We start from the raw sequence: 21,619 nt of genomic DNA, 5'->3' as shown, positions 1-21,619 counted from the left end.
CCATGCCCAGCATCGACAGCAAGGACATTCACAAGATCATCGTTGCCTGCGACGCGGGGATGGGCAGCAGCGTGATGCTCGCCAGCCAGCTCCGCAAGCAGCTCAAGGACTCCGGGGTCGCCGTCGAGCACACGCCGGTCAACAACATCCCCGCCGACGCCGACGTCGTGCTCTGCCACGCCGGGCTGGCCGCCAGGGCCAGGGCGGCGGCGCCGGGCAAGGTGCTGGTGCCGTTCCAGATCTTCCTGGGCGACCCGGCCGTGACCAAGCTCGTCGCCACGATCAAGAGCGGCGGCACCGTCGATGCGTGAGGACCTGCTCGACCCGCGCGCGGTGCTGCTGCACGAGAGCGCGGCCGACCGCGAGGAGGCCATCCGGCGCTGCGGGCGGGTCCTGGTCGACATCGGCGCGGTCGCGGAGCCGTACATCGACGCGATGCTGGAGCGCGAGCGCTCGATCTCCACGTACGTCGGGGAGGGCGTGGCCATCCCGCACGGCACCGCGGCCGCCAAGGAGGACGTCAGGCGCGACGCCATCTGCGTCGTGCGCTTCCCCGGCGGCGTCGACTGGGACGGCGAACCCGTCACGGTCTGCGTCGGGATCGCGGCCAAGGACGACGGCCACGTGCCGCTGCTGGCCGCGCTCGCCGAGATCCTCCTCGACCCGGACCGGGCGCGGACGCTGCGCGAGGCGACGGAGGCACACCAGGTGATAGAGGAGTTGACGTGAAGGTCGCCAGATTCCACGCGCCGGGCGACATCCGGATCGAGGACGCGCCGGAGCCGGTCGCCGGCCCCGGCGAGCTGAAGATCCGGGTGCGCAACTGCTCGACGTGCGGCACCGACGCGAAGATCTACAAGTTCGGCCACCACCACATCCGGCCGCCCCGGGTGATGGGCCACGAGATCGCCGGCGAGGTGGTGGACACCGGCGAGCGGGTGCAGGTGATCGCCGCCATCCCGTGCGGCGCCTGCCCCGACTGCGCGCACGGCCGCATGACCGTGTGCCCGAACCAGGAGTCGATGGGCTACCACTACGACGGCGGCTTCGCCGAGTACATGATCATCCCGGCCAAGGTGCTGGCCGTGAACGGGGTGAACGCGATCCCGTCCGGCGTCGGGTTCGCCGAGGCGTCGGTGGCCGAGCCGCTGGCGTGCGTGCTCAACGGGCAGGCCCTGGCCCGGGTGGGTACGGGTGACGATGTGGTGGTGATGGGAGCGGGCCCGATCGGCTGCCTGCACGTGCGGCTGGCGCGGGCGCGCGGCGCCGCCCGGGTGTTCCTCGTGGACGTGAACACCGACCGGCTCGCGATGGCGGCCGAGCTGGTACGCCCCGACGCCGCGATCAACGCCGACCCGGTGGAGCAGGTGCTCAAGCTGACCGGCGGCCGGGGCGCGGACGTGGTCATCACCGCGGCCGCGGCCGGCGCCGCCCAGGAGCAGGCCGTGCTGATGACCGCCCGCCAGGGACGCATCAGCTTCTTCGGCGGCCTGCCGAAGAACGACCCCTTCATCCGGCTGGACTCGAACCTGGTGCACTACCGGGAGCTGACCATCGTCGGCGCCAACGGCTCCAGCCCCGGCCACAACGCCGAGGCCCTCCGCCTGATCGCCGAGGGCGCCGTGCCGGTCGCCGACCTGGTCACCCACCGGCTCCCGCTGTCGCGGGTGCTGGACGGGATCGGCCTGGTCAGCCAGGGCGCGGCCATCAAGGTCACCATCGAACCGTGAGGAGGCACCCATGCCCGAGAGGACCGTGGCCGTCGCGTCGGCCAGCGGGCTGCACGCCCGGCCCGCCAAACTGTTCGTCCAGGAGGCGGCGCGGCTGGGGGTGCCCGTGCGCATCCGGGTCGGGGAGAAGTCGGTCCCTGCCCACAGCATGCTGGGCGTGCTGTCGCTGGGCGCCGTCCACGGCACCGAGGTGACCCTGGAGTCGGACGCCCCCGGCGCCGACGAGGCCCTCGACGCCCTGGTGACCCTTCTGTCCCGTGATCTGGACGCGGAAGAGGCCCTGGATGCCTGACCTCCCGCCCTCCGGCCCGGCCTCGCTGGCCGGGCTGGGGGTCAGCCCGGGGCGGACGGCGGGTCCGTGCCTGCGCATGGCCGGGCCCCCGGCGCTGCCCGTCCCGAACCCCGTCACCGACACCGGCGCCGAGCTCGCCGTCGTCGGCGAGGCGCTGGAGGCGGTCGCCGAGGACCTGCGCCGGCGCTCCGCCGCCGTGGCGGGCGGTGACCGCGGCGCCGCGGAGATCCTCGACGCGCTGGCCATGATGGCCGACGACCCCATGCTCAAGGAGGAGGCCGAGCAGGGGGTGCGCGACGGACTGGACGCCCCGCACGCCCTGGACGCGGCCTTCGCCCGTCACCGCGAGGCGCTGGCCGCGCTGGGCGGCTACCTCGCCGAGCGGGCCTCCGACCTGGACGACCTCAAGCACCGCGCGGTGGCCGCCGCCCTCGGCGTGCCGATGCCGGGCGTGCCGTCGCCGGGGCACCCGTTCGTGCTGGTCGCCGAGGACCTCTCCCCCGCCGACACCGCCGGGCTGGGCCCGGACGTGCTGGCGCTGGTGACGGTGAAGGGCGGCCCGACCAGCCACACGGCGATCCTGGCCCGCGGCCGCGGGCTGCCCGCCGTGGTGGCGTGCGCGGGCGCCGCGCACCTGGTGGACGGCACGTACATCGCGGTGGACGGCGCCACCGGCGAGATCGTCACGGGCGTCACGGAGGAGGACGCGGCACGCGTCCGCGAGCAGGACAGCGCCGAGCGGGCCCGGCTCGCGGCCACCAGCGGCCCCGGCAGGACCGCCGACGGCCATCCGGTCAAGCTGCTGCTCAACATCGGCTCGGCCGCCGACCTGCGCCCGGACGGGGAGGGCGTCGGCCTGTTCCGCACCGAGTTCCTGTTCCTGGACCGCAAGCAGGCGCCCACGTACGAGGAGCAGGTCACGGCCTACGCCGACGTCTTCACCGCCGTCCCGTACGTCGTGGTGCGCACCCTCGACGCCGGCACCGACAAGCCGCTGCCGTTCCTCGGGCTGCCCGAGGAGCCGAACCCGGCGCTGGGCATCCGCGGTCTGCGCGTGGACCGGGTGCTGCCGGACGTCCTGGACACCCAGCTGGACGCGATCGCCGAGGCGGCCCGCCGCACCGGGGCCGAGGCGTGGGTGATGGCCCCGATGGTCAGCACCCCCGGTGAGGCCGCCGCCTTCGCGCGCCGGGCCCGCGCCCGCGGCATCGCCCGGGTGGGCGCGATGGTGGAGGTCCCGGCCGCGGCCCTCCTGGCCGACCGTCTGCTGCGCGAGGTGGACTTCCTGAGCATCGGCACCAACGACCTGAGCCAGTACACCTACGCCGCCGACCGGCAGCATCCCGCGCTGGCCGACCTGCTGGACCCGGCCCAGCCGGCCCTGCTGCGCCTGGTCGAGCTCTGCGCCGAGGCGGGCCGCGCGGCCGGCAAACCGGTGGGCGTCTGCGGCGAGGCGGCCGGCGACGCGAGGCTCGCCCCCATCCTGGCCGGTCTCGGCGTGACGAGCCTCTCGATGGCGCCCGTCTGCGTCCCCGCCGTCCGCGACGCCCTGGCCCGTCACACGCTGGAGGAGTGCAGGGAACTGGCCCGCGCGGCCCTGGACGGCCGCTGACCGTTCACCTTGAGGCGACGGCTTCGGGGATGGGCGTGTCGCCGGAGACGAGTTCGAGCGTGCGCCGGCCGGGAGCGGTCAGCAGGGCGGCGACGACGGCGGCCACGTCGTCGCGGGGCACCGAGCCGGGCGGCACCTCCGGTCCGAGCCGGACCAGGCCGGTGCCGGGCTCGTCGGTGAGGCGGCCGGGGCGCACGATGGTCCAGTCGAGGTCGCGGCGGCGCAGGTCGTCCTCGGCCTCGGTCTTGGCCGTGATGTAGGCGGCCCACACCTCGTCGGTGCCGGCCGCGGGCGGCCGGCCCGCGCCCATGGAGGAGATCTGGACGAACGTGCGCACGCCGGCCCGTTCGGCGGCGTCGGCCATGAGCACGGACGCCCCCCGGTCGACGGTGTCCTTGCGGGCGGCGCCGCTGCCGGGGCCGGCGCCGGCGGCGAACACGATCGCGTCGGCGCCGCGCACGATCCCGGCGACCTCGCCGGGGCTCGCCTTCTCCAGGTCGCACACCACCGCCCGGGCGCCGGTGGCCTCGACGTCGGGGACGTGCGCGGGGTTGCGGACCAGGCCGACGGCGGCGGAGCCGAGCAGCCTGGCCAGCCGCAACGCGATCTGCCCGTGTCCGCCCGCGATGATGATCCTCATGGCCCCATGGTGTCATGGGGGTATGCACGACTTCCCCGAGGCGCCCGCTCCGGCGTTTCTCTTCGACCTCGACGGCACCCTCATCGACAGCGTCTACCAGCACGTCATCGCCTGGCGGCAGGCCCTGTCGGGGATGGGCATCGACCTCGCGGTGTGGCGCATCCACCGGCGCATCGGCATGAGCGGCGGCCTGTTCGTGAACGCGCTGCTGCGCGAGACCGGGCTGAAGCTCACCCAGGCGCAGATCGACGAGTTGCAGACGACGCACGCCGACGCGTACGAGCAGCAGGTCGAGTCGGTGCGGCCGCTGCCGGGCGCGCCGGAGCTGCTGGCGGAGCTGTCGTCGCGGGGCGTGCCGTGGGCGATCGCGACCAGCGGGTACGCCCGCACGGCCCGGCTGGCGCTGGGCATGCTGGGGCTGCCGGATGACGCGCCGCTGGTGACGCGCGACCTGGTGCGCCGGGCCAAGCCGGACCCCGACCTGTTCCTGGCCGGAGCCGCGCTGCTGCGGGCCGATCCGGCGCATGCCATGGTGGTGGGCGACAGCATCTGGGACCTGCTCGCCGCGCGCCGCGCCGGCTCGCTGGGGATCGGGTTGCTGTCCGGCGGATACGGCAGGGACGAGCTTGAGCGTACGGGGGCGTTCCGGGTGTACGCCGACCCGGCCGACATGCTCGACCGGCTGGACGAGCTGGGCGTCCGGCACGGCGACTACTAGCGGGAATACCGGCCCGAACCTGTGGGCTGGAGCCTGCGTACCACCCATAGAGGAGCTTTCACATGGACTTGGCAGACATCGGCGTCACCGGCCTGGCCGTCATGGGCCGCAACCTGGCCCGCAACCTGGCCAGGCACGGCTACGCGGTGGCGGTGCACAACCGGTCGGCGTCGCGCACGCACGCGCTGGTGCGGGAGTTCGGCGGCGAGGGCACGTTCGTGCCGTCGGAGGAGCTGGCCGACTTCGTGGCGTCGCTGAAGCGGCCGCGGCGGGCGATCATCATGGTGAAGGCCGGCGCGGGCACCGACGCCGTGATCGACGCGCTCGCGGAGCTGATGGAGCCGGGCGACATGATCGTCGACGGCGGCAACGCGCACTTCGAGGACACCCGGCGGCGGGAGGCCGCGCTGCGCGCCAAGGGCATCCACTTCGTCGGCACCGGCATCTCCGGGGGCGAGGAGGGCGCGCTGAACGGCCCGAGCATCATGCCGGGCGGGTCGAAGGAGTCGTGGGAGGCGCTCGGCCCGATCCTTCAGGACATCGCGGCCCAGGTCGACGGGGTGCCGTGCGCGGTGCACGTGGGCCCCGACGGCGCCGGCCACTTCGTGAAGATGGTCCACAACGGCATCGAGTACTCGGACATGCAGCTGATCGCCGAGTCCTACGACCTGCTGCGCCAGGCGCTCGGCGCCACCCCGGCCGAGCTGGCGGAGGTGTTCCGCGAGTGGAACCGGGGCGAGCTGGACTCGTACCTGATCGAGATCACCGCCGAGGTGCTCGACCAGGTGGACGCGGAGACCGGGAAGCCGTTCGTGGACGTCGTGGTCGACCGGGCCGAGCAGAAGGGCACCGGCCGGTGGACCGTGCAGAGCGCGCTGGAGCTGGGCGTGCCGGTGACGGGCATCGCCGAGGCGGTGTTCGCGCGGGCGCTGTCGGGCCATCCCGAGCAGCGGGCGGCGGCCAGGGAGCTGGCGGGCCCGTCGGTGTCCGGGGTGGGCGCCAAGGAGCTGATCGAGGACGTGCGCCAGGCTCTGTACGCGTCCAAGATCGTCGCGTACGCGCAGGGCTTCGACCAGATGGCGGCCGCGTCCAAGGAGTACGGCTGGGACCTGGACCTGGGCGCGATGGCGACGATCTGGCGCGGCGGCTGCATCATCCGGGCCAAGTTCCTGGACCGGATCCGCGCCGCCTACGACGCCGACCGGACCCTGCCGACGCTGCTGGCCGACCCGACGTTCGCGGCCGCGCTGGGCGTGGCGCAGGAGTCGTGGCGGCGGGTGGTCACCACGGCGGTCCAGATCGGCGTGCCGACGCCCGGTTTCTCCTCGGCGCTGGCCTACTACGACGGACTGCGCCGCGACCGGCTCCCGGCCGCGCTGGTGCAGGGGCTGCGCGACTATTTCGGCGCGCACACGTACCTGCGCGTCGACCGGGAGGGCGCCTTCCACACCGACTGGTCCGGCGACCGCGCGGAGCGGCCCGCCTGATCAGCCGCGCAGCGGCACCGGGTTGGCCAGGGCGGTGACCACGCAGAACCCGAACGGGCCGGTGGTGTCGTGCAGGGTGACCTGGCCGGTGGCGACGCCGGCGGCGGCGACCCGGCCGGTGGCCTCCATGCCGATCAGCTCGCTCCCGGGCATCCGGGCGAGGGTGAGCGTGTAGTCGGCGTTGATGAAGGCGACGCCGCCCTCGGCCATGGAGGTGAGCGGGCTGGCGAAGTCGCCGGCGAGGGCCGTGCGCACGATCGGGGTGAGCTTCTCGTCGTCGACGAGCGGGCGGTCCTCGCGCATCCACAACCGCCGTTGGCCGGGCACCCACCACATCTCGAACGGCGGCTCCCAGCCCGTCGAGAGCTCCGGGGGGCCGTCGGGCGGGGTCTCGTCCCACGGGTCGGTGAGCACCGGCTGGTTCTCCGGCTGCTCGCTGGTGCGCAGCAGGACGGCGCTCACGCGGCCGATCACTCCCTGCTCGGTGCGGATCGTCGCGTCGGCCACCCGGATCCGCCGCCCGTCCCTGACGAGCGCGGTCTCGACCGTGACCGGCAGCATCGGGCTGTTGCGGAACAGGTCGACGGTGAGCCGGGCTACGTGCAGGTCGGGGTCGGCGTAGCGGGACTCGATGGCGCGGGCCGCCAGCCCGCCGAGCAGGCGGCCGTGCAGCATGCCCGGGGACCAGGGGCTGTGCGCGTGGGCGGCCGGGACGAACTCGGCGCCTTGCGAGGTGAAGAACGGGGACGTCACAGAATGAGATTCTAGAGGAGAGCCGCCCGGCCAGGTCGTGCGCCTCGGGCGCCCCGGCTCTTGAACATCCTCGCGGGGCGGCGAAGATCGGAGATATGACGGTCCTACCGCCCGCGGGCGTGCTCGCCGCATTCGGCCTTTCCGGCGTCCCGGAACCGCTGCCCGGTGGTGAGGGCCGCGCCGTACGGGTCGGCGGCGCGGTGCTGAAGCCGGTCGACGGCCGCGAGGAGGCCGAGTGGAGCGCCGGGTTGTTCGAGCGCCTGCCGCCGTCGGTGTCCTTCCGCGTCCCCCGGCCGATCAGGGCCGGTACCGGCACGTACGTGGTCGGCGGGTGGACGGCGTCCGAGCTCCTCCCCGGCCGGACGGGAACCAGGAGGTGGGCGTCGCTGCTGGCGGTCGGCCGGGCCTTCCACGAGGCGTTGCGGGACGTGCCGCGCCCCGATCTGCTGGACCGGCGCGTACACCCGTGGGCCGTCGCGGACCGGGTGGCGTGGCAGGAGGAGGACGTCGCGCTCCGGGGGGACGCCGGGCCGATGCTGGCCGAGCTGCTCGGGCTGCTCGCGCCGGTCGCCGCGCCCGCCCAGCTCGTGCACGGCGACCTGACGGGCAACGTGCTCTTCCACCGGGGCAGCCCGCCCGCGGTGATCGACTTCTCCCCCTACTGGCGGCCCGCCCCTTACGCGGACGCGATCGTCGTCGCGGACGCCCTCCTCTACCACGACGCCGAACCGGACCTGGTGGACGCCATCGGCGAGGACGCGCCGCGCTGGCTCGCCCGCGCGCTGGCGTTCAGGCTCGTGGCGCTGGGCCTGCTCACCGAGGACCCCGCCCCCGATGAGCTGGCCCGCTTCGCAGCCGTCACCCGGCTGGCGAGAGCGCGCCGCTGACGATCCGGTGTGACCGCAGGTGCCGGGTGGGCGGGGCGGCCCGTAGAATCCGCGGGTGCGTGATATCGGAGAGGACCCGCGGCCCGTCAGGGGCGCCGTGCGGGAGGTGCGGTCCCTGCGGGAGGCCGCCACGCTGGCCTACTCGCCCGACCTCGACGGGCTCGCCGATCCTGGCGAGATCGTGTGGGCCTGGGTGCCGTACGAGGAGGACCCGTCGCGGGGCAAGGACCGGCCGCTGCTCGTGGTGGGCCGGAGCGGGCGCAGGCTGCTGGGCATGATGCTGTCCAGCCAGGGCGACGACGGGCCCGACTGGTACGAACTGGGCGCCTGGGGCCGCGACGGCAAGACCTCGTACGTCCGGCTGGACCGGGTGTTCGAGCTGGACGAGGACGACATCCGGCGCGAGGGCGCGGTGCTCGACGCCGACCGGTTCACGCGGCTGGCCGCGCTGCTGATGAGGACGTACGGGTGGGCCGCGGGACGGTGAGTCCCGCGGTGAGTCCCGCGGCGGTCAGGCGGGGCGCCAGGCGGGGATGTCCCCCGCCTGGTGGAGGTGGAAGTCGGGGGCGGCTTCCAGGGCCTTCTCCTCGCCGCCCGGCGTGTAGGTGACGATCAGGCGGAGCGGGCGCCAGGTGGTGTTGAACGTCGAATGGTAGACGCCCGCCGGGATGTGCACGGCGTCGCCCTCGCGGATCGGGAACTCCTCGCCGTCGCCGACCATCTGCCGGGCCGCGCCGGAGATCACGTACAGGACCTCCTCGGCGTCCGGGTGGTTGTGGCGGGCGTGGCCCATGCCGGGGTTGACGATGACCTCGCCCAGGGTGCTGCCCGCGCCGGCGATCGCCGACGGAGTGACGAACCACTTGATCGAGCCCCAGCCGAACGTCATCGTCGGGACCGCGCCGGGATTGATGAGCATCAGATCTCCAGGTTCTTGAAGGCGGCGACCTGCTCGGTGATGGCCCGCTCGGTGGGCAGGCGCTCGACGGAGGACGCGCCGAAGAAACCGGCCACGCCCTTGGTGCGCGCGAGCACGTGCTGGGCGTCCTGCGGCTCGGCGATCGGCCCGCCGTGACACAGGACGAGGACGTCGGGCCGGACGGCGACGGCCGCGTCGCGCATCGCCTGCACGCGGGTCACGGCCTCGTCGAGGGTGAGCGAGGTGCCGGCGCCGATGCTGCCCTTGGTGGTCAGCCCGACATGCGGCACGAGCACGTCGGCCCCGGCCTCGGTCATGGCCCGCGCCTGGTCCTCGTCGAACACGTACGGCGCCGTCACCAGCTCCCGCTCGCGCGCCAGCCTGACCATCTCGACCTCGAGGTCGTACCCCATGCCGGTCTCCTCCAGGTTCTGCCGGAACACGCCGTCGTACAGACCGACCGTCGGGAAGTTCTGCACGCCGGCGAACCCCATGGCCTTGAGCTGGTCGAGGAAGCGCGGCATGACCCGGAACGGGTCGGTGCCGCAGACCCCGGCCAGCACCGGGGTGTCCTTCACCACGGGCAGCACCTCGGCGGCCATCTCGACCACGATCTGGTTGGCGTCGCCGTACGGGAGCAGCCCGGCGAGCGAGCCGCGCCCGGCCATCCGGTAGCGGCCGGAGTTGTAGATGATGATCAGATCGACGCCGCCGGACTCCGCGCACTTGGCGGACAGCCCGGTGCCCGCGCCCGCGCCGATCACCGGCCTGCCCTCCGCGACGGTCGCGTGGAGCCGTTCGAGCACTGTCTGCCGGTTCACCGCTTGCCTCCGATCATCTCGTGGAGCCGGTCGGCCATCGCCCGCCCGAACTCCGGGTCGTTGATGTGCAGGTCGAGCCGCACGGTCGAGGGGAAGGACGCCAGGGCGGCGAAGCAGGCCCCGTCCGCCTCCGGGTCGTGGAAGGGCATGCCCTCGGCGTCGAGCGCGGACACCCCCTTGAGCGGCACGAACAGCTCGGCCGGCCCGCTCGCCCCGGCCAGCTTGGCCGCCACCCTGCGGCCCAGCTCGGCCATCTCCTCCGGGGTGGTGCGCATGAGGGTCACCGTGGGGTTGTGCACGTACAGGTTGCGGCGGCCGAAGCGCTCGGGGACGGTGTCGCGCGGCCCGAAGTTGACCATGTCGAGGGCTCCGGGCGCGACCACCTGCGGGACGCCGTGCCGTCCGGCGGCGGTCAGCCGGTCGGGCCCGGCCGACAGCACGCCTCCCACCAGGTCGTCGGCCAGCTCGGTGGTGGTCAGGTCGAGCACCCCGGCGAGCATGCCGCTTGCGGCGAGCCCTTCCATCGCCCGGCCGCCGGACCCGGTGGCGTGGAACACCAGCACCTCGTACCCGAGCTCGCGCAGCCGCTCGCGGGCGGCGTCGACAGCGGGCGTGGTCACCCCGAACATGGTCGCCCCGACGAGCGGCCGGTCGCCCTCGGCGGCCCGCTGCTCCCGGTAGGCGGCGGCCATCCCGGCGGCCGCGGCGGCGGCGTTGCCGAGGATCGCCCGGGACAGCCGGTTGACGCCCGCGATGTCGACGACGCTGTACATGAGCGTGACGTCCTTCGCTCCCACGTACGGGGACACGTCGCCGGACGCCATGGTGGAGACGATCAGCTTGGGCAGGCCGATCGGCAGGTCGCGGACGGCCCTCGCGGCGATCGACGAACCACCGCTGCCGCCCACGGCCAGGACGGCGGAGACCCGCCCCGCCGCGTGCAGCTCCCCCAGCACCGCCGCCGCGCCCTCGCCCATCGCGGTGACCGTCGCCCCCCGGTCGCCGGCCGCGCGCAGGGCTTCCAGGTCGGCGCCGGCGGCGGCCGCGACCCGGTCGTTCGGGTGGTCGACGGGGTACGGCACGCCCGGGTCTCCGGTGCCAGCGTCGACCACCACGACTTCCTGGCCCAGCTCGGTCAGCCGGTCGCGCAGCCATCCGTATTCCTCGCCCTTGGTGTCGAGGGTGCCGATGAGTACGACTGTCATCCTCCGACGTTAACCCGGATGGGATCATGGGGGCATGCGTGTCGTGGTCATCGGGAGTGGCATCGTCGGGGCCGCCGCGGCTCACCGGCTGAGCGGGCGCGGCGTGCCGGTGACGGTGGTGGACGGGGCGTACCCGGGGCAGGCCACCCAGGCGGGGGCCGGGATCGTGTGCCCGTGGGTGGACCATCCGGACGACGAGGACTGGTACCGGCTGACCCGTGAGGGCGCCCGCCACTACCCGGGGCTGGTGTCGTCACTCGGCGAGTCCCTGGGGTACGCGCGGGTGGGCGCGCTCCTGGTCGCCGGCGAGCCCTCCGACCTGGAGCCGGTGCGCGCCCTGCTGGCCCGGCGGCACGCGGAGGCGCCGGAGATGGGGGACGTCGTGGACGTGGCGGCGCCGTCCGTCCTGTTCCCTCCCCTGGCGGAGGACCTGAGCGCGCTCCTGGTGCCGGGCGCGGCGCGCGTGGACGGGCGGGCGGTGCGGGACGCCCTCCTGCGCGCGGCCCTCCGTCAGGGGGCGGAGCTGCGTACGGGCACAGCCACGCTCACCTCGGACGGCGGGGTGCTGGTGCGTGCGGTCCGTGAGGCGGACTCCCACGGGCGCGTCACGGGGTTGCCCGGGGCTCCGGCCGACCGGGAATCCTGGCGTCAGGCCACCCCGGGTTCCCCCCAGGGCCCGCCTTCCGCACACGGAACGCATCCGGCGTCCGAGGCGTCTCCGTCCGGGGCCGTCCGCGACGCCGCCGCAGGTGCCCCGCACGAACCCGGCTCACCGTACGGGGACGAGCCGGAGGCCACGCTTACGGCGGGCACCCCACCCGAACCCCGCTCACCGTACGGGGACGAGCCGGAGGCGGGCGGTGAGGGGACGCTGGTCGAGGCCGACGTGGTGATCGTGGCCGCCGGGGCGTGGAGCGGGGAGGTGTGCCGGGGGCTCGGGGTGGAACTGCCGGTGTTCCCGCGCCGGGGGCAGATCGTGCACGTGACGCTGGAGGGCGTGGACACCTCGCGGTGGCCGATCGTGCTGCCCCACGTCGGGCCGTACCTGCTGGGGTTCCCGGGCTCGCGGGTGGTGGTGGGGGCGACGATCGAGGACGCGGGGTTCGCGCCGCGGGTCACCATGGGCGGCCTGGACGAGGTGCTCCGTGCGGGCCTCCGGGTGGCGCCCGGCCTCTCCGAGGCGACGGTGACGGAGACCAGGGTGGGGTTACGGCCGGTGCACGCACCGGGCCCGCCGCTCATCGGACCGGTGAACGACCGGGTGATCGTGGCTACAGGCCTGGGCGCGTACGGCCTGACAGCGGGCCCCTTCACCGGACGGGTAGCGGCCGGACTGGCACTGGGCGAGGAACCACCCCTCAACCTCCGCCCATACCACCCCCGACTCCCCTGACCTCCGACCACCAGCCCAGCCGCGTCGTCGCCTCGGTCCTCTGACAGGACAGTCGGGCCGCTGACCTGGGCCTCTGACAAGGCTGCAGGGTCGCTGGTCTCCGCCTTCACCGGTGCCGGCGCAGCCGGGTTCCCTGATGGCTGTCGGTCGCCGGTAAAGGGGGTGACGTCGTGGGTACGATCTGTGACATCCCCCGCGTGTGGTCGTGGGGAGGCGTCGTTGCGCGCGTTGGTGGTGCTGCTCGTCGTGGTGGCGGGGTGTGCCGTGTCGGTCCCGTCGAAGCCTCCGCCGTCTCCTCCGGGGACGAGCGCGCCGCCGCCGAGCGCGCCGCCGCGTGCGGAGCCCGAGGTGCCGCGGCGGGCGTCGGGGAGGTACGAGGTGGTCCCGGGCGGCGCGATGGCGAGGCGGGGGCGTGGGAAGGTGATCCGCTACCTGGTGGAGGTCGAGCGGGGGCTGCCGTTCGGGACGCGGGCGTTCGCGGCGGAGGTGCACCGGACGCTCAACGACCCGCGCGGCTGGGGCCGGTTCCGGCGGGTGGACGGGCCGCCGGTGCGGTTGCGGGTCGCGCTGTCCAGCCCGCGGCTCACCGACCGTGAGTGCGTGCCGTTGCGGACCAGCGGCGACCTGTCCTGCTGGAACGGCTCCCGCTCGGTCATCAACGCGCGCCGCTGGGCCGAGGGCGTCCCGCAGTACGGCGGCGACCTGGCCGCCTACCGCCGCTATCTGATCAACCACGAGGTGGGGCACGCGCTCGGCCACCGCCACGCCAGATGCCCGCGACGCGGCCGGCTCGCGCCGGTGATGGCGCAGCAGTCGAAGTCGTTGCACGGCTGCCGCCCGAACCCGTGGCCGCACCCGGAGCGTGGCCGCGAGGAGCGTTGACGTGGAGAGCACGGCGGCGGTGCGGTCGGCGCGCTCCGATCTTCCGCGATCTATCGTACCGATAGGGAACATCGGGGCTCTCCCGCCGGGTTGACGCGGGAGGACGTTTTCCAGGGGGTGTGAGCATGGCGGGTTTCCGGACGGCACGGCGCGTGCTGGCGGGTGGCGCGGTCCTGGCGGCCGCGGGCTGGGCGCTGCGCCGGGTGCCCGCGGAGCTGGGGCTGCGGCCCCTGGGCTCCGGGCCGGTCCGAGCGGGCCGGATGCGGCGCTCGCCGCAGTTCCGTGACGGTGTCTTCTTCAACCGGATGCCGGAACCGGTCACGTTGATGACCGCGCCGCCGGTCGGCGCGATCGCCGGGCTGCTCAGGAACAAGGAGCTGCGCCGGCCGCCCGGCCCCGTCCCGGTGCTGGCGCCGCCGTCCGGTGAGCCCGCTGCCGGCGGGCTGCGCGCGACCTGGTACGGGCATGCCTCGACGCTGGTGGAGATCGAGGGCAGGCGGGTGCTGCTCGACCCGGTGTGGAGCCGGCGGCCGTCTCCGTCGCAGCTGGTCGGGCCGAAGCGGCATCATCCGGTGCCGGTGCCGATCGGCGGGCTGCCCCAGGTGGACGCCGTGGTGATCTCGCACGACCACTACGACCATCTCGACATGGCCACGGTGCGCGCGCTCACCCACACCCAGAAGGCGCCGTTCCTGGTCCCTCTGGGCATCGGCGCCCACCTGGAGCTCTGGGGCGTGCCGGCGTACCGGATCATCGAGCTCGACTGGGACGAGGAGGCGGAGGTGGCCGGGCTGCGGTTCACGGCCACCGCCGCCCGCCACTTCTCCGGCCGGTCGTTCACCCGCAACGACACGCTGTGGGGGTCGTGGGTGGTGGCCGGGGCCGCCAGGCGGGTCTTCTACGCGGGCGACTCCGGATACTTCCAGGGCTATCGGGGCATCGGCGCCGCCCACGGGCCGTTCGACCTGACGATCATGCCGATCGGCGCCTACAGCCCGTCCTGGCCGGACATCCACATGACCCCTGAAGAGGCGGTGACGGCCACCGTCGACCTCGGCGGGAGGCTGATGCTGCCGGTGCACTGGGCGACGTTCACGCTGGCGCCGCACCCGTGGGCCGAGCCGGTCGACCGGCTCTGGCACGAGGCCAAGGCACGCGACGTGCCGTTCGTGGTGCCCAGGCCCGGTGAGGCCGTCGACACCGCCGACCTCCCCGCCGTCGACACCTGGTGGGAGATGCTGGGCCCGGCCCGTACAGTCGGGGGGTGAGCAACCTGGAACCGGACCCCTCCGAGATCCTCTGCGGCCCCGGCGGCGGCGCGGGCGGCGAGACGCTGGAAGGGCGCGCGGTGCCGCTCGGCGGCCCGCGTGCCATGACCGTGACGCGGACACTCCCCCACGTGCACCGGCGCATGATCGGCGCCTGGTGCTTCGTCGACGCCTACGGCCCGGAGCAGGCGGAGATGCGGGTCGCGCCGCACCCGCACACCGGCCTGCAGACCGTGAGCTGGCTGGTGGCCGGCGAGGTGCTGCACCGCGACAGCCTGGGCAGTCTCCAGGAGATCCGGCCCGGCAGTCTCAACCTCATGACGGCCGGGCGCGGCATCTCCCACTCCGAGGAGTCGCGGCTGGGCACGCTGCACGGGGTGCAGCTGTGGGTGGCGCTGCCCGGCGGGCACCGGGAGGTCGCGCCCGCCTTCGAGCACCACGCCGTGCTGCCCGTGCTGTCAGGGCCCGGCTACGCGGCCACCGTGTTCATGGGCGCGCTGGGCGGGGTCCGCTCGCCGGCGACCGCGTACAGCCCGCTCGTGGGGGCGGAGATCGCGGTCGACGGTGACGCCGAGGTGCCGCTCGATCCCGCGTACGAGCACGGGCTGCTGCTGCTCGACGGCGAGGTCGCCGCGCTGCCGCCGGGGCCGCTGCTGTACGTGCCGCCGGGCCGCGAGGTCGTGCGGCTGAGCGGCGCCGGGCGGGTGCTGCTCGTCGGCGGCGAGCCGTTCGCCGAGGAGATCGTCATGTGGTGGAACTTCGTCGGCCGGAGCCACGACGAGATCACCGCCTTCCGCAAGGAGTGGATGGAGGGCGACGGGTTCGGCACGGTGCGCGGCTACGACGGCGCGCCGCTGCCCGCTCCCGCGCTGCCCGGCACGCGGCTCAAGGCCAGAGGCCGGGTTCGCTAGGCCGTTCACGGGGCCCACGGCGCGGCCAGCTGCCACGTGCTGTCGGCCGTCAGCGTCTGCGGGCGGTTCCACGCGGTTCCCGTGCCGTTCGCCGACCACACCTCCGCTTGGTAGTGCCGCAGGTACGAACCCGGATAGTTGATCGATTCGAGGGTCACGCCGTCGCCCTGCAGGCCGGGCCGGGCGCACCAGGTCGCGTCCTGGGCGAACAGCGCGCTTCCGTCGTTCGCGTCCATGCGCACGCGCGAGTTCGCGTGGCGGAGGAACCGTCCCGGGTAGTTGACCGACTCGAAGGCGTAGCAGCTGGAGTCGGCGAGCCCGCGGCGGATGGTCCACGTGGCGTCGTTCTTCAGCAGCGCGCCGCTGCCGGAGTTGACCACCGCGGTGGACGCCAGGCTGTCGGCGTGCCGCAGGTAGCGGTCGGTGAAGCCCCAGGTCCGCACCTGCAGCGACCGGCGCGCGTCCACGGGGAGGTCGGCGGAGCTGCGCCACAGGGCGGGGGCGCTGACGTCCCAGGTGGCGTCGGCGTCGAAGGTGGCGCCGCCGTCGAAGGGGTTGGGGCCGCTCGGCCTGGCCAGGTAGACGTTGTCCGAATGGTGCCGCAGGAACGCCCCGGGGAAGTTCAGCGATTCGAACGAGGCGCCCGTGCCGGTCCGGCCGGGGCGCGCGCACCAGGTGGCGTCCGCGGCGAACGACCCGCCGGTGCTCGCGTCGAGCCGCACCACGGAGTTCGCGTGCCGCAGGTAGCGGCCGGGGAGGTTGACCGACTCGAACGAGTGGCAGCGGGCGTCGGCCAGGCCGGGCACGGCGCGGAACGACGCGTCCCTGCGGGCGAGGTCGGGGCTCGTCGTGGTGATCACGTCGGTGCGCGCGACGGAGTCGGCGTGCCGCAGGTAGCCGCCGGTGTGGCCGGGGGTCGTCACGCGGAACGAGCGCACGTGGCCGGCCGTCAGCCGCGGCGTCGCGTTCTCGTTCGCGGCGGCGGCCAGGAGGTCCCGGTGGGCGGCGCGCACCTGGTTCGTGTCGACCTTCTGGACCCGGCGGTCGTAGGTCATCAGGCCGTTGTACTCGCCTTCCAGGTCGGTGATCTCGGTGTAGACGGACCCGCTCAGGCCCTTCTTGGTGACCAGCTCCCGCAGGTCGCGGACCATGCCGGTGTAGCGGTCGCCGAGCTGCGCGCCGCTGGTCAGGTGCTCGTAGGCGAAGAAGCCGCCGTGCGGGCTGTACTCGTGACCCGGCGTGCGCAGGCCGAGGCCGCCGAACTCGCCCAGGATCGAGACGCGGGTGGAGGAGGGCGCGGGAGCGTCCGGGCCCGTGTACACGTGCCAGTCGACCATGTCGCCGTTGCCCGGGTCGCCCAGCGAGTTGCAGCAGTTGAACCCGCTGTGCCCGTTGACCAGGCGGGTCGGGTCCTGGTTCTTGACGTTCTGGATGACGCGGCGGGTGTCGGCGAGGTTCCACTCGCCCCAGCCCTCGTTGAACGGGACGTAGGCGACGACCGCGGGTGAGCTGCGGTGCTCGTCGACGATCTCCCGCGCCTCGGTCTCGAACTGCTGCGCGTGCGCGGGGGTGATGTTCCTGTTGGACGCCTGCATCGACGGGATGTCCTGCCACACCAGCAGGCCGAGCCGGTCGGCGTGGTAGTACCACCGCTGGGGCTCGACCTTGATGTGCTTGCGCACCATGGTGAAGCCGAGCTCCTTGTGCTTCCGCAGGTCGAAGGCGAGCGCCGCGTCCGTGGGCGCGGTGTAGAGGCCGTCCGGCCAGTAGCCCTGGTCGAGCGTGCCGAGGTGGTAGACGAACTCGCCGTTGAGCGTGGGCCGCAGCACCCCGTTGACGAGCCGCTTGCCGACCTCGCGCATGCCGAAGTAGTGCGTGGTCCGGTCGACGGTCCGCCCGGCGCCGTCGCGCAGCGAGATCCGCAGGTCGTACAGGAACGGGTCGTCGGGCGTCCATCGGCGGGCGTTCGGCACGGGCACGCGGAACTCGGTGAACGCGCCGGTGGCGGTGCCGACGACGGTGGCGCCGTCCAGGGCTTCGGCGAGCACGGAGTGCCCGCTGACGTTCCCGCGCGTGAACACGCGCACCCGGAGCGTGTCGTCGCTCAGGCTGGGGTACGTGTCGACGCTGGAGATGGACGACGTGGGCGTCGGCTCCAGCCACACGGTCTGCCAGATGCCGGACACGGGCGTGTAGAAGATGGCCGACGGGTCGCGGGTCTGTTTGCCGATGACCGGGTGGCTGCCGTTGTGGCCGGAGTCGGTCGGGTCGTACACCTTGACGATCAGCTCGTTCGTGCCGCCGTCGAGCGCGTCGGTGATGTCGAACTCGAAGCGGTCGTATCCGCCCCGGTGGCTGCCCATCGCCCGGCCGTTGACCCAGACCGACGCCTCCCAGTCGACCGCGCCGAAGTGCAGCTGCACCCGGCGGCCCTGCCAGGCGGGCGGGACCGTGAACGTCCGGCGGTAGAAGAGGTAGTGGCGGTCGTCGCCGGCGGGGCGCATCACGCCCGACAGGGCGGACTCGACCGCGAACGGGACGTTGACGCGCTCCGGCAGGGTGACGCCGAACTGCGGCGCGCCGTCGGTCGCCGACTGCCTCAGCTGCCACTCGCCGTTGAGGTTCAGCCAGTCGGGCCGGGTCATCTGGGGGCGGGGGTACTCCGGTAAGGGCGTGCCGACGAGGGCCTGGCTCGTCCACGGGGTCGACAGCGGCGGCGGCTTGGCCGGCGCCGCGTGGGCGGGCTGGGCGGCGAGCGGCAGCCCGGCGAGGAGGGCGAGCAGGAGCGCGCACGCCCTGGCGCGATGGCGGGTCTTCATGGATATCTCCGTTGGGGGGTGGGAGACGGCCGGATCGGATGGTAACCCCGGGCGACAGCCGGGCCGGCAGAGCCGACATGACGTATACGTACACCTTGGTGCGCGCCACCGGCACCCCCGGTCATGGAAGAAGGCCCGCTCGGGCGAGCGGGCCTTCTTCGTCGCGGTCGTCTGATCAGATGGTGACCTGGTGCCAGGCGCCCCGCTTGGTGAGGTTGTTGCTGTAGTAGCCGATCTGGCTGACGCGGATGCGGACCTTGTCCACGTTGTGCTTCCAGAACGTGAAGTTCTTCACGTGGCCGGCGTTGCACAGCTTGTAGGCCCCGGCCTCGTCCCACTTCCAGTTCGGCTGGTAGAGGTGGTGGACCCGGATCTGCACGAACGCGCACTTGCCGCCCTGCTGCAGGGTGCGGAAGTCCAGGTCGTACAGCTTGCCCTTGATCCGGACGTCGTTCTGGGTGTGGGCCGGGTTCCAGTTGGCCTTGACGGTGCCCTTGGCCTTGGCCTTGAAGTTGCTGGAGTAGTAGGAACCCCAGTTCTGCGTCGGCGGGTTCATGATCAGGGGCTGCGGGTCTGTCGAGGCGGCGGCCGGCGCGCCCATGACCACGGCGGTGGCGGCGGAGGCGGCGGCGAGCGTGAGAACGGTGCGAAGCGAGCGGCGCATGACTTCTCCTTGAGGGATGAGTGCTCCCCGGGCTTCTCCCGGGGGCCCCGTGTGCTGTCGGGGTGTGCACCACCTTGATAAGGCCGACCGCCTGCCGGACGCTTGCTCGTGCGATGCCGCGCGCCTGCAGCGCACTGTATCCGTGGTTGCAAGCGCTGACTTACCGCGTTTTCCCGGCCGTCCCGGCTTCGACGGCGAGGAAAGCGCGGCTAGTAGACCGAGATGTGCGGGTGGTCGTAGTGGTTGGCCGTGGTGCCGCCGCGGTCGGTCATCACGCGCCAGGAACCCGTCCTGACGTGCCAGATCCGCTGCCGGTAGATGATGTACATGATGCCGAGGCGCCGGGCGTTCTTGATGGCCCACTCGGCGATCGCGTGGCCGCGCTGGACCTCGGCCGGCGAGGGGAAGGCGCCGCCCCGGCTGAGCATGAAGTCGCAGGCGCGGCCCAGGGGGTGCTCGCCACCGTCCTGGATGGGCCGGTAGCAGCCGATGCCCGGCCCCGTCCCGAAGCGTCGCTCGATGAGCGACTTGACCAGCCGCATGCGCGGGGTGACGTTGTCGGACCCGTCGGGGAGCTGCGGCACGAACGTGCCGTCGGAGCGGCGGCCGGGCGCCTTGTGCAGCTGGTCGATCTTGTCCCTGATCTTCTCGATCGTGGCTTCGGCCTTCTCGCGCCGGCCGGCGAGGTCCTTCACGGTGGCGTCCAGCTCGTCGGCGCGGGCCTCCGCCTCCTCCTTGGCCTGCCGGTGGCCGTCGCGCACCCGGGCGAAGCCCGACAGCTTGGCGTGCTGCTCGTCGGCGAGGTGCCGGGTGAGCGCCAGCCTGCGGATCAGGCCGCCCCGGTCCTCGACGCCGGTGAGCAGCGCCATGTTCTCGGACCCGCCGGTCATGTACTGGGTGATCGCCATGGCGCGCAGCTCGGTGGCGTGCCGGTCGAACACCTCCTGGGATCCGGCCAGCTTCTCACGGGCGGCCTTCTCGGCCTTCTCCGCCTGCTGCTGCTCCCGGCGGCCGTGGTAGTAGTCCTCGATCAGCTTGTCGGACTCCTTCTGGAGTGCGGCCAGCTCCTTCTCCAGCTTCTTGACCGAGGGCTTCGGGTCCGCGAGCGCCGTCAGCGGGACCGCCGCGGTCAGGCCGGGACAGAGTGCCGTCAGGAGGGCCGTCGTGCCCAGAACTCGGAGGAGGCCGCGCCGCCTGCCGGCGGAGGACGCAACGGCCACGCTTCTCCTTCGCCACGTGGTGCAGGACGCGTTTCCGGGCCTGGACTGCACGGGCCGGTCGCGCCCACTATCGAGGCAAAATAGTAGGGGATCTTTCGCTCACCTGTGGCCAATCATGATTTATCCGCATCAGAAGCGGTGCTCAGGCGGCGGCTCTGGTGAGGAGCCGGTCGACGGCGCGGGCCACCTCCCGGCCGGCCCGGTTCGCGCCGATCGTGCTCGCGGAGGGCCCGTATCCGACCAGGTGCAGGCGAGGCTCCCGGACCGCGCGGGTGCCGTCGACCTTGATGCCGCCGCCGGGCTCCCTCAGCCGGAGCGGCGCCAGGTGGTCCAGCGCCGACCGGAAGCCGGTGGCCCAGACGATCACGTCGGCTTCCTCGTACCGTCCGCCGGGCCAGACCACGCCGCCGGGGGTGATCCGCTCGAACATCGGCCACCGGCGCAGCGCGCCCGCCTCCAGCGCCTGCCGGACGACGGGGGTGGCGCCGAGGCCGGTCACGCTGACCACGCTCCGCGGCGGCAGGCCGGCGCGGACCCGGGCCTCGACCTGGGCCACCGCCTCGCGCCTGGCCTGCTCGCCGAAGTCGTCGCCCCGCAGGTCGGGCGGCCGGCGCGTCACCCAGAACGTCTCCCGTGCGACCCCCGCCAGCTCCGCCAGCACGTGCGCGGCCGAGTGGCCGCCGCCCACCACGACCACCCGCAGCCCGGCGAACTCGGCGGGCCCGCGATAGGAGACGTAGTGCAGCTGCCGGCCGCGGAAATCCGCCGCGCCCGGATAGTAGGGCCAGTACGGGCGCGTCCACGTGCCGGTGGCGTTGACCACAGCCCGCGCGGCCCACCCTGCGACGACCTCCCCCGTACGAGAGGACCCGGACGACGTCGACCCAGCGCGGGAGGACGAGCCCGCGTCGGCATCGACCGACGTGCTAGAGGATGGGCCCGCGTCGCCGTCGGCGGACGCCGCACCAGTGCGGGAGGACGGGCTCGCCTCGGCAGCGGACGACGCCGCATCGGTGGCGGCGGTCACGGCGGCGCCGAGGCGGGCGGTGATCAGGAGGCGGTCGGCGGGGCCCGGCTCGACGGCGGTGACCTTGGCGGGGCGGCGCACGTCCAGGCCGAGCTCCCGCTCGTAGGCGGCGTAGTAGGCGGGCACGACGGATGCGGCGGGCCGGTCGTCGCCGTCGCGGGCCGGGTCGCGCCGGACACCGGGCAGGTCGAAGACGCCGTGGACCTTGTCCATGGTGAGCGTGGGCGAGCGGTGCCGCCACGCGCCGCCGGGCCCGTCGTCCGCGTCCAGGACCAGCGGGTCGTGGCCGAACCGGCGCAGGAAGTAGGCGCTGGACAGCCCCGCCTGCCCGGCGCCGATCACTACCACGTCTACCTCGTCCATGTCCATGC

The 21,619-nt window shown here is 73.6% G+C and carries 22 protein-coding genes; 13 read left to right on the top strand and 9 right to left on the bottom strand.

What is annotated here, in order from left to right; genetic code table 11:
• Positions 1 to 2: 2 nt before the first annotated feature.
• Genes ACZ6YG_RS12215 through ptsP form a run of 5 tightly spaced genes read left to right on the top strand, consistent with a single transcriptional unit; the run spans position 3 to position 3,634 of the window.
• Entirely contained in the window at positions 3 to 311 is a 309-nt protein-coding gene (locus tag ACZ6YG_RS12215) for a PTS lactose transporter subunit IIB (RefSeq protein ID WP_148032034.1), read from the top strand.
• A complete protein-coding gene (locus ACZ6YG_RS12210; protein WP_148032035.1) occupies positions 304 to 729 on the top strand; it encodes a PTS mannitol transporter subunit IIA in 426 nt (141 codons plus the stop codon). The genes ACZ6YG_RS12215 and ACZ6YG_RS12210 overlap by 8 nt, the downstream gene beginning before the upstream one ends.
• Positions 726 to 1,730, top strand: a complete 1,005-nt coding sequence (locus ACZ6YG_RS12205) for a zinc-binding dehydrogenase (RefSeq protein ID WP_466017994.1) — start codon at positions 726 to 728, stop codon at positions 1,728 to 1,730. Before ACZ6YG_RS12210 ends, ACZ6YG_RS12205 begins: the two co-directional genes overlap by 4 nt.
• Before the next feature lie 10 nt (positions 1,731 to 1,740).
• Positions 1,741 to 2,022, top strand: a complete 282-nt coding sequence (locus ACZ6YG_RS12200; RefSeq protein WP_148032037.1) for an HPr family phosphocarrier protein — start codon at positions 1,741 to 1,743, stop codon at positions 2,020 to 2,022.
• Positions 2,015 to 3,634 carry a phosphoenolpyruvate--protein phosphotransferase gene (gene ptsP / locus ACZ6YG_RS12195; protein ID WP_466017993.1) on the top strand — a complete coding sequence of 540 codons (1,620 nt, stop codon included), beginning with the start codon at positions 2,015 to 2,017 and terminating at the stop codon, positions 3,632 to 3,634. The genes ACZ6YG_RS12200 and ptsP overlap by 8 nt, the downstream gene beginning before the upstream one ends.
• Before the next feature lie 4 nt (positions 3,635 to 3,638).
• Here the strand turns inward: ptsP and ACZ6YG_RS12190 are convergent, their stop codons facing one another.
• A complete protein-coding gene (locus ACZ6YG_RS12190) occupies positions 3,639 to 4,274 on the bottom strand; it encodes an NAD(P)H-binding protein (protein WP_466017992.1) in 636 nt (211 codons plus the stop codon).
• Between the two features lie 22 nt (positions 4,275 to 4,296).
• On the opposite strand from ACZ6YG_RS12190, the gene ACZ6YG_RS12185 reads away from it, so the two are divergent.
• On the top strand, positions 4,297 to 4,992 hold the full coding sequence (locus ACZ6YG_RS12185; protein ID WP_148032040.1) for an HAD family hydrolase: 696 nt from the start codon (positions 4,297 to 4,299) through the stop codon (positions 4,990 to 4,992).
• A gap of 62 nt (positions 4,993 to 5,054) precedes the next feature.
• Complete coding sequence (gndA, locus tag ACZ6YG_RS12180; protein WP_148032041.1) at positions 5,055 to 6,479, top strand: NADP-dependent phosphogluconate dehydrogenase; 1,425 nt, start codon at positions 5,055 to 5,057, stop codon at positions 6,477 to 6,479.
• Here gndA and ACZ6YG_RS12175 read toward each other — a convergent pair whose 3' ends face one another.
• The gene (locus ACZ6YG_RS12175; RefSeq protein ID WP_466017991.1) at positions 6,480 to 7,232 is read right to left on the bottom strand and encodes an acyl-CoA thioesterase domain-containing protein; all 753 of its coding nucleotides are present in this window, start codon (positions 7,230 to 7,232) and stop codon (positions 6,480 to 6,482) included.
• Positions 7,233 to 7,327: 95 nt separating this feature from the next.
• Here ACZ6YG_RS12175 and ACZ6YG_RS12170 point away from each other — a divergent pair, with 95 nt between their 5' ends.
• Together ACZ6YG_RS12170 and ACZ6YG_RS12165 are read left to right on the top strand one after the other, a co-directional pair.
• Entirely contained in the window at positions 7,328 to 8,119 is a 792-nt protein-coding gene (locus tag ACZ6YG_RS12170) for a hypothetical protein (protein ID WP_466017990.1), read from the top strand.
• A 55-nt stretch (positions 8,120 to 8,174) separates the two neighbouring features.
• Entirely contained in the window at positions 8,175 to 8,606 is a 432-nt protein-coding gene (locus ACZ6YG_RS12165) for a type II toxin-antitoxin system PemK/MazF family toxin (RefSeq protein ID WP_466017989.1), read from the top strand.
• Positions 8,607 to 8,630: 24 nt separating this feature from the next.
• Here the strand turns inward: ACZ6YG_RS12165 and ACZ6YG_RS12160 are convergent, their stop codons facing one another.
• Genes ACZ6YG_RS12160 through ACZ6YG_RS12150 form a run of 3 tightly spaced genes read right to left on the bottom strand, consistent with a single transcriptional unit; the run spans position 8,631 to position 11,064 of the window.
• A complete protein-coding gene (locus ACZ6YG_RS12160) occupies positions 8,631 to 9,038 on the bottom strand; it encodes a cupin domain-containing protein (protein ID WP_466017988.1) in 408 nt (135 codons plus the stop codon).
• Positions 9,038 to 9,859, bottom strand: coding sequence for a phosphoenolpyruvate hydrolase family protein (locus ACZ6YG_RS12155; protein WP_219544339.1), 822 nt, complete (start codon positions 9,857 to 9,859; stop codon positions 9,038 to 9,040). Before ACZ6YG_RS12155 ends, ACZ6YG_RS12160 begins: the two co-directional genes overlap by 1 nt.
• Complete coding sequence (locus ACZ6YG_RS12150) at positions 9,856 to 11,064, bottom strand: Tm-1-like ATP-binding domain-containing protein (protein ID WP_466017987.1); 1,209 nt, start codon at positions 11,062 to 11,064, stop codon at positions 9,856 to 9,858. The genes ACZ6YG_RS12155 and ACZ6YG_RS12150 overlap by 4 nt, the downstream gene beginning before the upstream one ends.
• Positions 11,065 to 11,098: 34 nt before the next feature.
• On the opposite strand from ACZ6YG_RS12150, the gene ACZ6YG_RS12145 reads away from it, so the two are divergent.
• The 4 genes from ACZ6YG_RS12145 to ACZ6YG_RS12130 all read left to right on the top strand — a co-directional run bounded on the left by ACZ6YG_RS12145 (position 11,099) and on the right by ACZ6YG_RS12130 (position 15,518).
• Positions 11,099 to 12,457 (top strand): FAD-dependent oxidoreductase, encoded by a 1,359-nt coding sequence (locus ACZ6YG_RS12145; protein ID WP_466017986.1) that lies wholly within the window; start codon positions 11,099 to 11,101, stop codon positions 12,455 to 12,457.
• 219 nt (positions 12,458 to 12,676) lie between these two features.
• On the top strand, positions 12,677 to 13,339 hold the full coding sequence (locus ACZ6YG_RS12140; protein WP_261808600.1) for a DUF3152 domain-containing protein: 663 nt from the start codon (positions 12,677 to 12,679) through the stop codon (positions 13,337 to 13,339).
• Between the two features lie 125 nt (positions 13,340 to 13,464).
• Entirely contained in the window at positions 13,465 to 14,607 is a 1,143-nt protein-coding gene (locus ACZ6YG_RS12135) for an MBL fold metallo-hydrolase (RefSeq protein ID WP_148032050.1), read from the top strand.
• Complete coding sequence (locus tag ACZ6YG_RS12130; RefSeq protein WP_148032051.1) at positions 14,604 to 15,518, top strand: pirin family protein; 915 nt, start codon at positions 14,604 to 14,606, stop codon at positions 15,516 to 15,518. The genes ACZ6YG_RS12135 and ACZ6YG_RS12130 overlap by 4 nt, the downstream gene beginning before the upstream one ends.
• A 5-nt stretch (positions 15,519 to 15,523) precedes the next feature.
• Here the strand turns inward: ACZ6YG_RS12130 and ACZ6YG_RS12125 are convergent, their stop codons facing one another.
• From ACZ6YG_RS12125 to ACZ6YG_RS12110, 4 genes are all read right to left on the bottom strand, one after another.
• Complete coding sequence (locus ACZ6YG_RS12125; RefSeq protein WP_466017985.1) at positions 15,524 to 18,337, bottom strand: AbfB domain-containing protein; 2,814 nt, start codon at positions 18,335 to 18,337, stop codon at positions 15,524 to 15,526.
• 175 nt (positions 18,338 to 18,512) lie between these two features.
• Positions 18,513 to 19,001 carry a hypothetical protein gene (locus ACZ6YG_RS12120; RefSeq protein WP_148032053.1) on the bottom strand — a complete coding sequence of 163 codons (489 nt, stop codon included), beginning with the start codon at positions 18,999 to 19,001 and terminating at the stop codon, positions 18,513 to 18,515.
• 209 nt (positions 19,002 to 19,210) lie between these two features.
• On the bottom strand, positions 19,211 to 20,221 hold the full coding sequence (locus tag ACZ6YG_RS12115; RefSeq protein ID WP_271276237.1) for a coiled-coil domain-containing protein: 1,011 nt from the start codon (positions 20,219 to 20,221) through the stop codon (positions 19,211 to 19,213).
• Positions 20,222 to 20,363: 142 nt separating this feature from the next.
• Positions 20,364 to 21,611, bottom strand: a complete 1,248-nt coding sequence (locus ACZ6YG_RS12110) for an FAD-dependent oxidoreductase (protein WP_148032054.1) — start codon at positions 21,609 to 21,611, stop codon at positions 20,364 to 20,366.
• Positions 21,612 to 21,619: the final 8 nt, after the last annotated feature.

It is taken from the genome of Nonomuraea sp. NPDC054003, from assembly GCF_055585125.1.
Note: the sequence above shows the minus strand (reverse complement) of the source record. Positions and strands in the feature narration are given on the sequence as shown.

Excerpts from the sequence above, each read along its gene's own strand:
- ACZ6YG_RS12215 (WP_148032034.1), top strand. The coding sequence starts at position 3 with ATGCCCAGCATCGACAGCAAGGACATTCACAAGATCATCGTTGCCTGC.
- ACZ6YG_RS12210 (WP_148032035.1), top strand. The coding sequence starts at position 304 with ATGCGTGAGGACCTGCTCGACCCGCGCGCGGTGCTGCTGCACGAGAGC.
- ACZ6YG_RS12200 (WP_148032037.1), top strand. The coding sequence starts at position 1,741 with ATGCCCGAGAGGACCGTGGCCGTCGCGTCGGCCAGCGGGCTGCACGCC.
- ptsP (WP_466017993.1), top strand. The coding sequence starts at position 2,015 with ATGCCTGACCTCCCGCCCTCCGGCCCGGCCTCGCTGGCCGGGCTGGGG.
- ACZ6YG_RS12190 (WP_466017992.1), bottom strand. The coding sequence starts at position 4,274 with ATGAGGATCATCATCGCGGGCGGACACGGGCAGATCGCGTTGCGGCTG.
- ACZ6YG_RS12185 (WP_148032040.1), top strand. The coding sequence starts at position 4,297 with ATGCACGACTTCCCCGAGGCGCCCGCTCCGGCGTTTCTCTTCGACCTC.
- gndA (WP_148032041.1), top strand. The coding sequence starts at position 5,055 with ATGGACTTGGCAGACATCGGCGTCACCGGCCTGGCCGTCATGGGCCGC.
- ACZ6YG_RS12170 (WP_466017990.1), top strand. The coding sequence starts at position 7,328 with ATGACGGTCCTACCGCCCGCGGGCGTGCTCGCCGCATTCGGCCTTTCC.
- ACZ6YG_RS12160 (WP_466017988.1), bottom strand. The coding sequence starts at position 9,038 with ATGCTCATCAATCCCGGCGCGGTCCCGACGATGACGTTCGGCTGGGGC.
- ACZ6YG_RS12150 (WP_466017987.1), bottom strand. The coding sequence starts at position 11,064 with ATGACAGTCGTACTCATCGGCACCCTCGACACCAAGGGCGAGGAATAC.
- ACZ6YG_RS12145 (WP_466017986.1), top strand. The coding sequence starts at position 11,099 with ATGCGTGTCGTGGTCATCGGGAGTGGCATCGTCGGGGCCGCCGCGGCT.
- ACZ6YG_RS12135 (WP_148032050.1), top strand. The coding sequence starts at position 13,465 with ATGGCGGGTTTCCGGACGGCACGGCGCGTGCTGGCGGGTGGCGCGGTC.
- ACZ6YG_RS12125 (WP_466017985.1), bottom strand. The coding sequence starts at position 18,337 with ATGAAGACCCGCCATCGCGCCAGGGCGTGCGCGCTCCTGCTCGCCCTC.
- ACZ6YG_RS12120 (WP_148032053.1), bottom strand. The coding sequence starts at position 19,001 with ATGCGCCGCTCGCTTCGCACCGTTCTCACGCTCGCCGCCGCCTCCGCC.
- ACZ6YG_RS12110 (WP_148032054.1), bottom strand. The coding sequence starts at position 21,611 with ATGGACGAGGTAGACGTGGTAGTGATCGGCGCCGGGCAGGCGGGGCTG.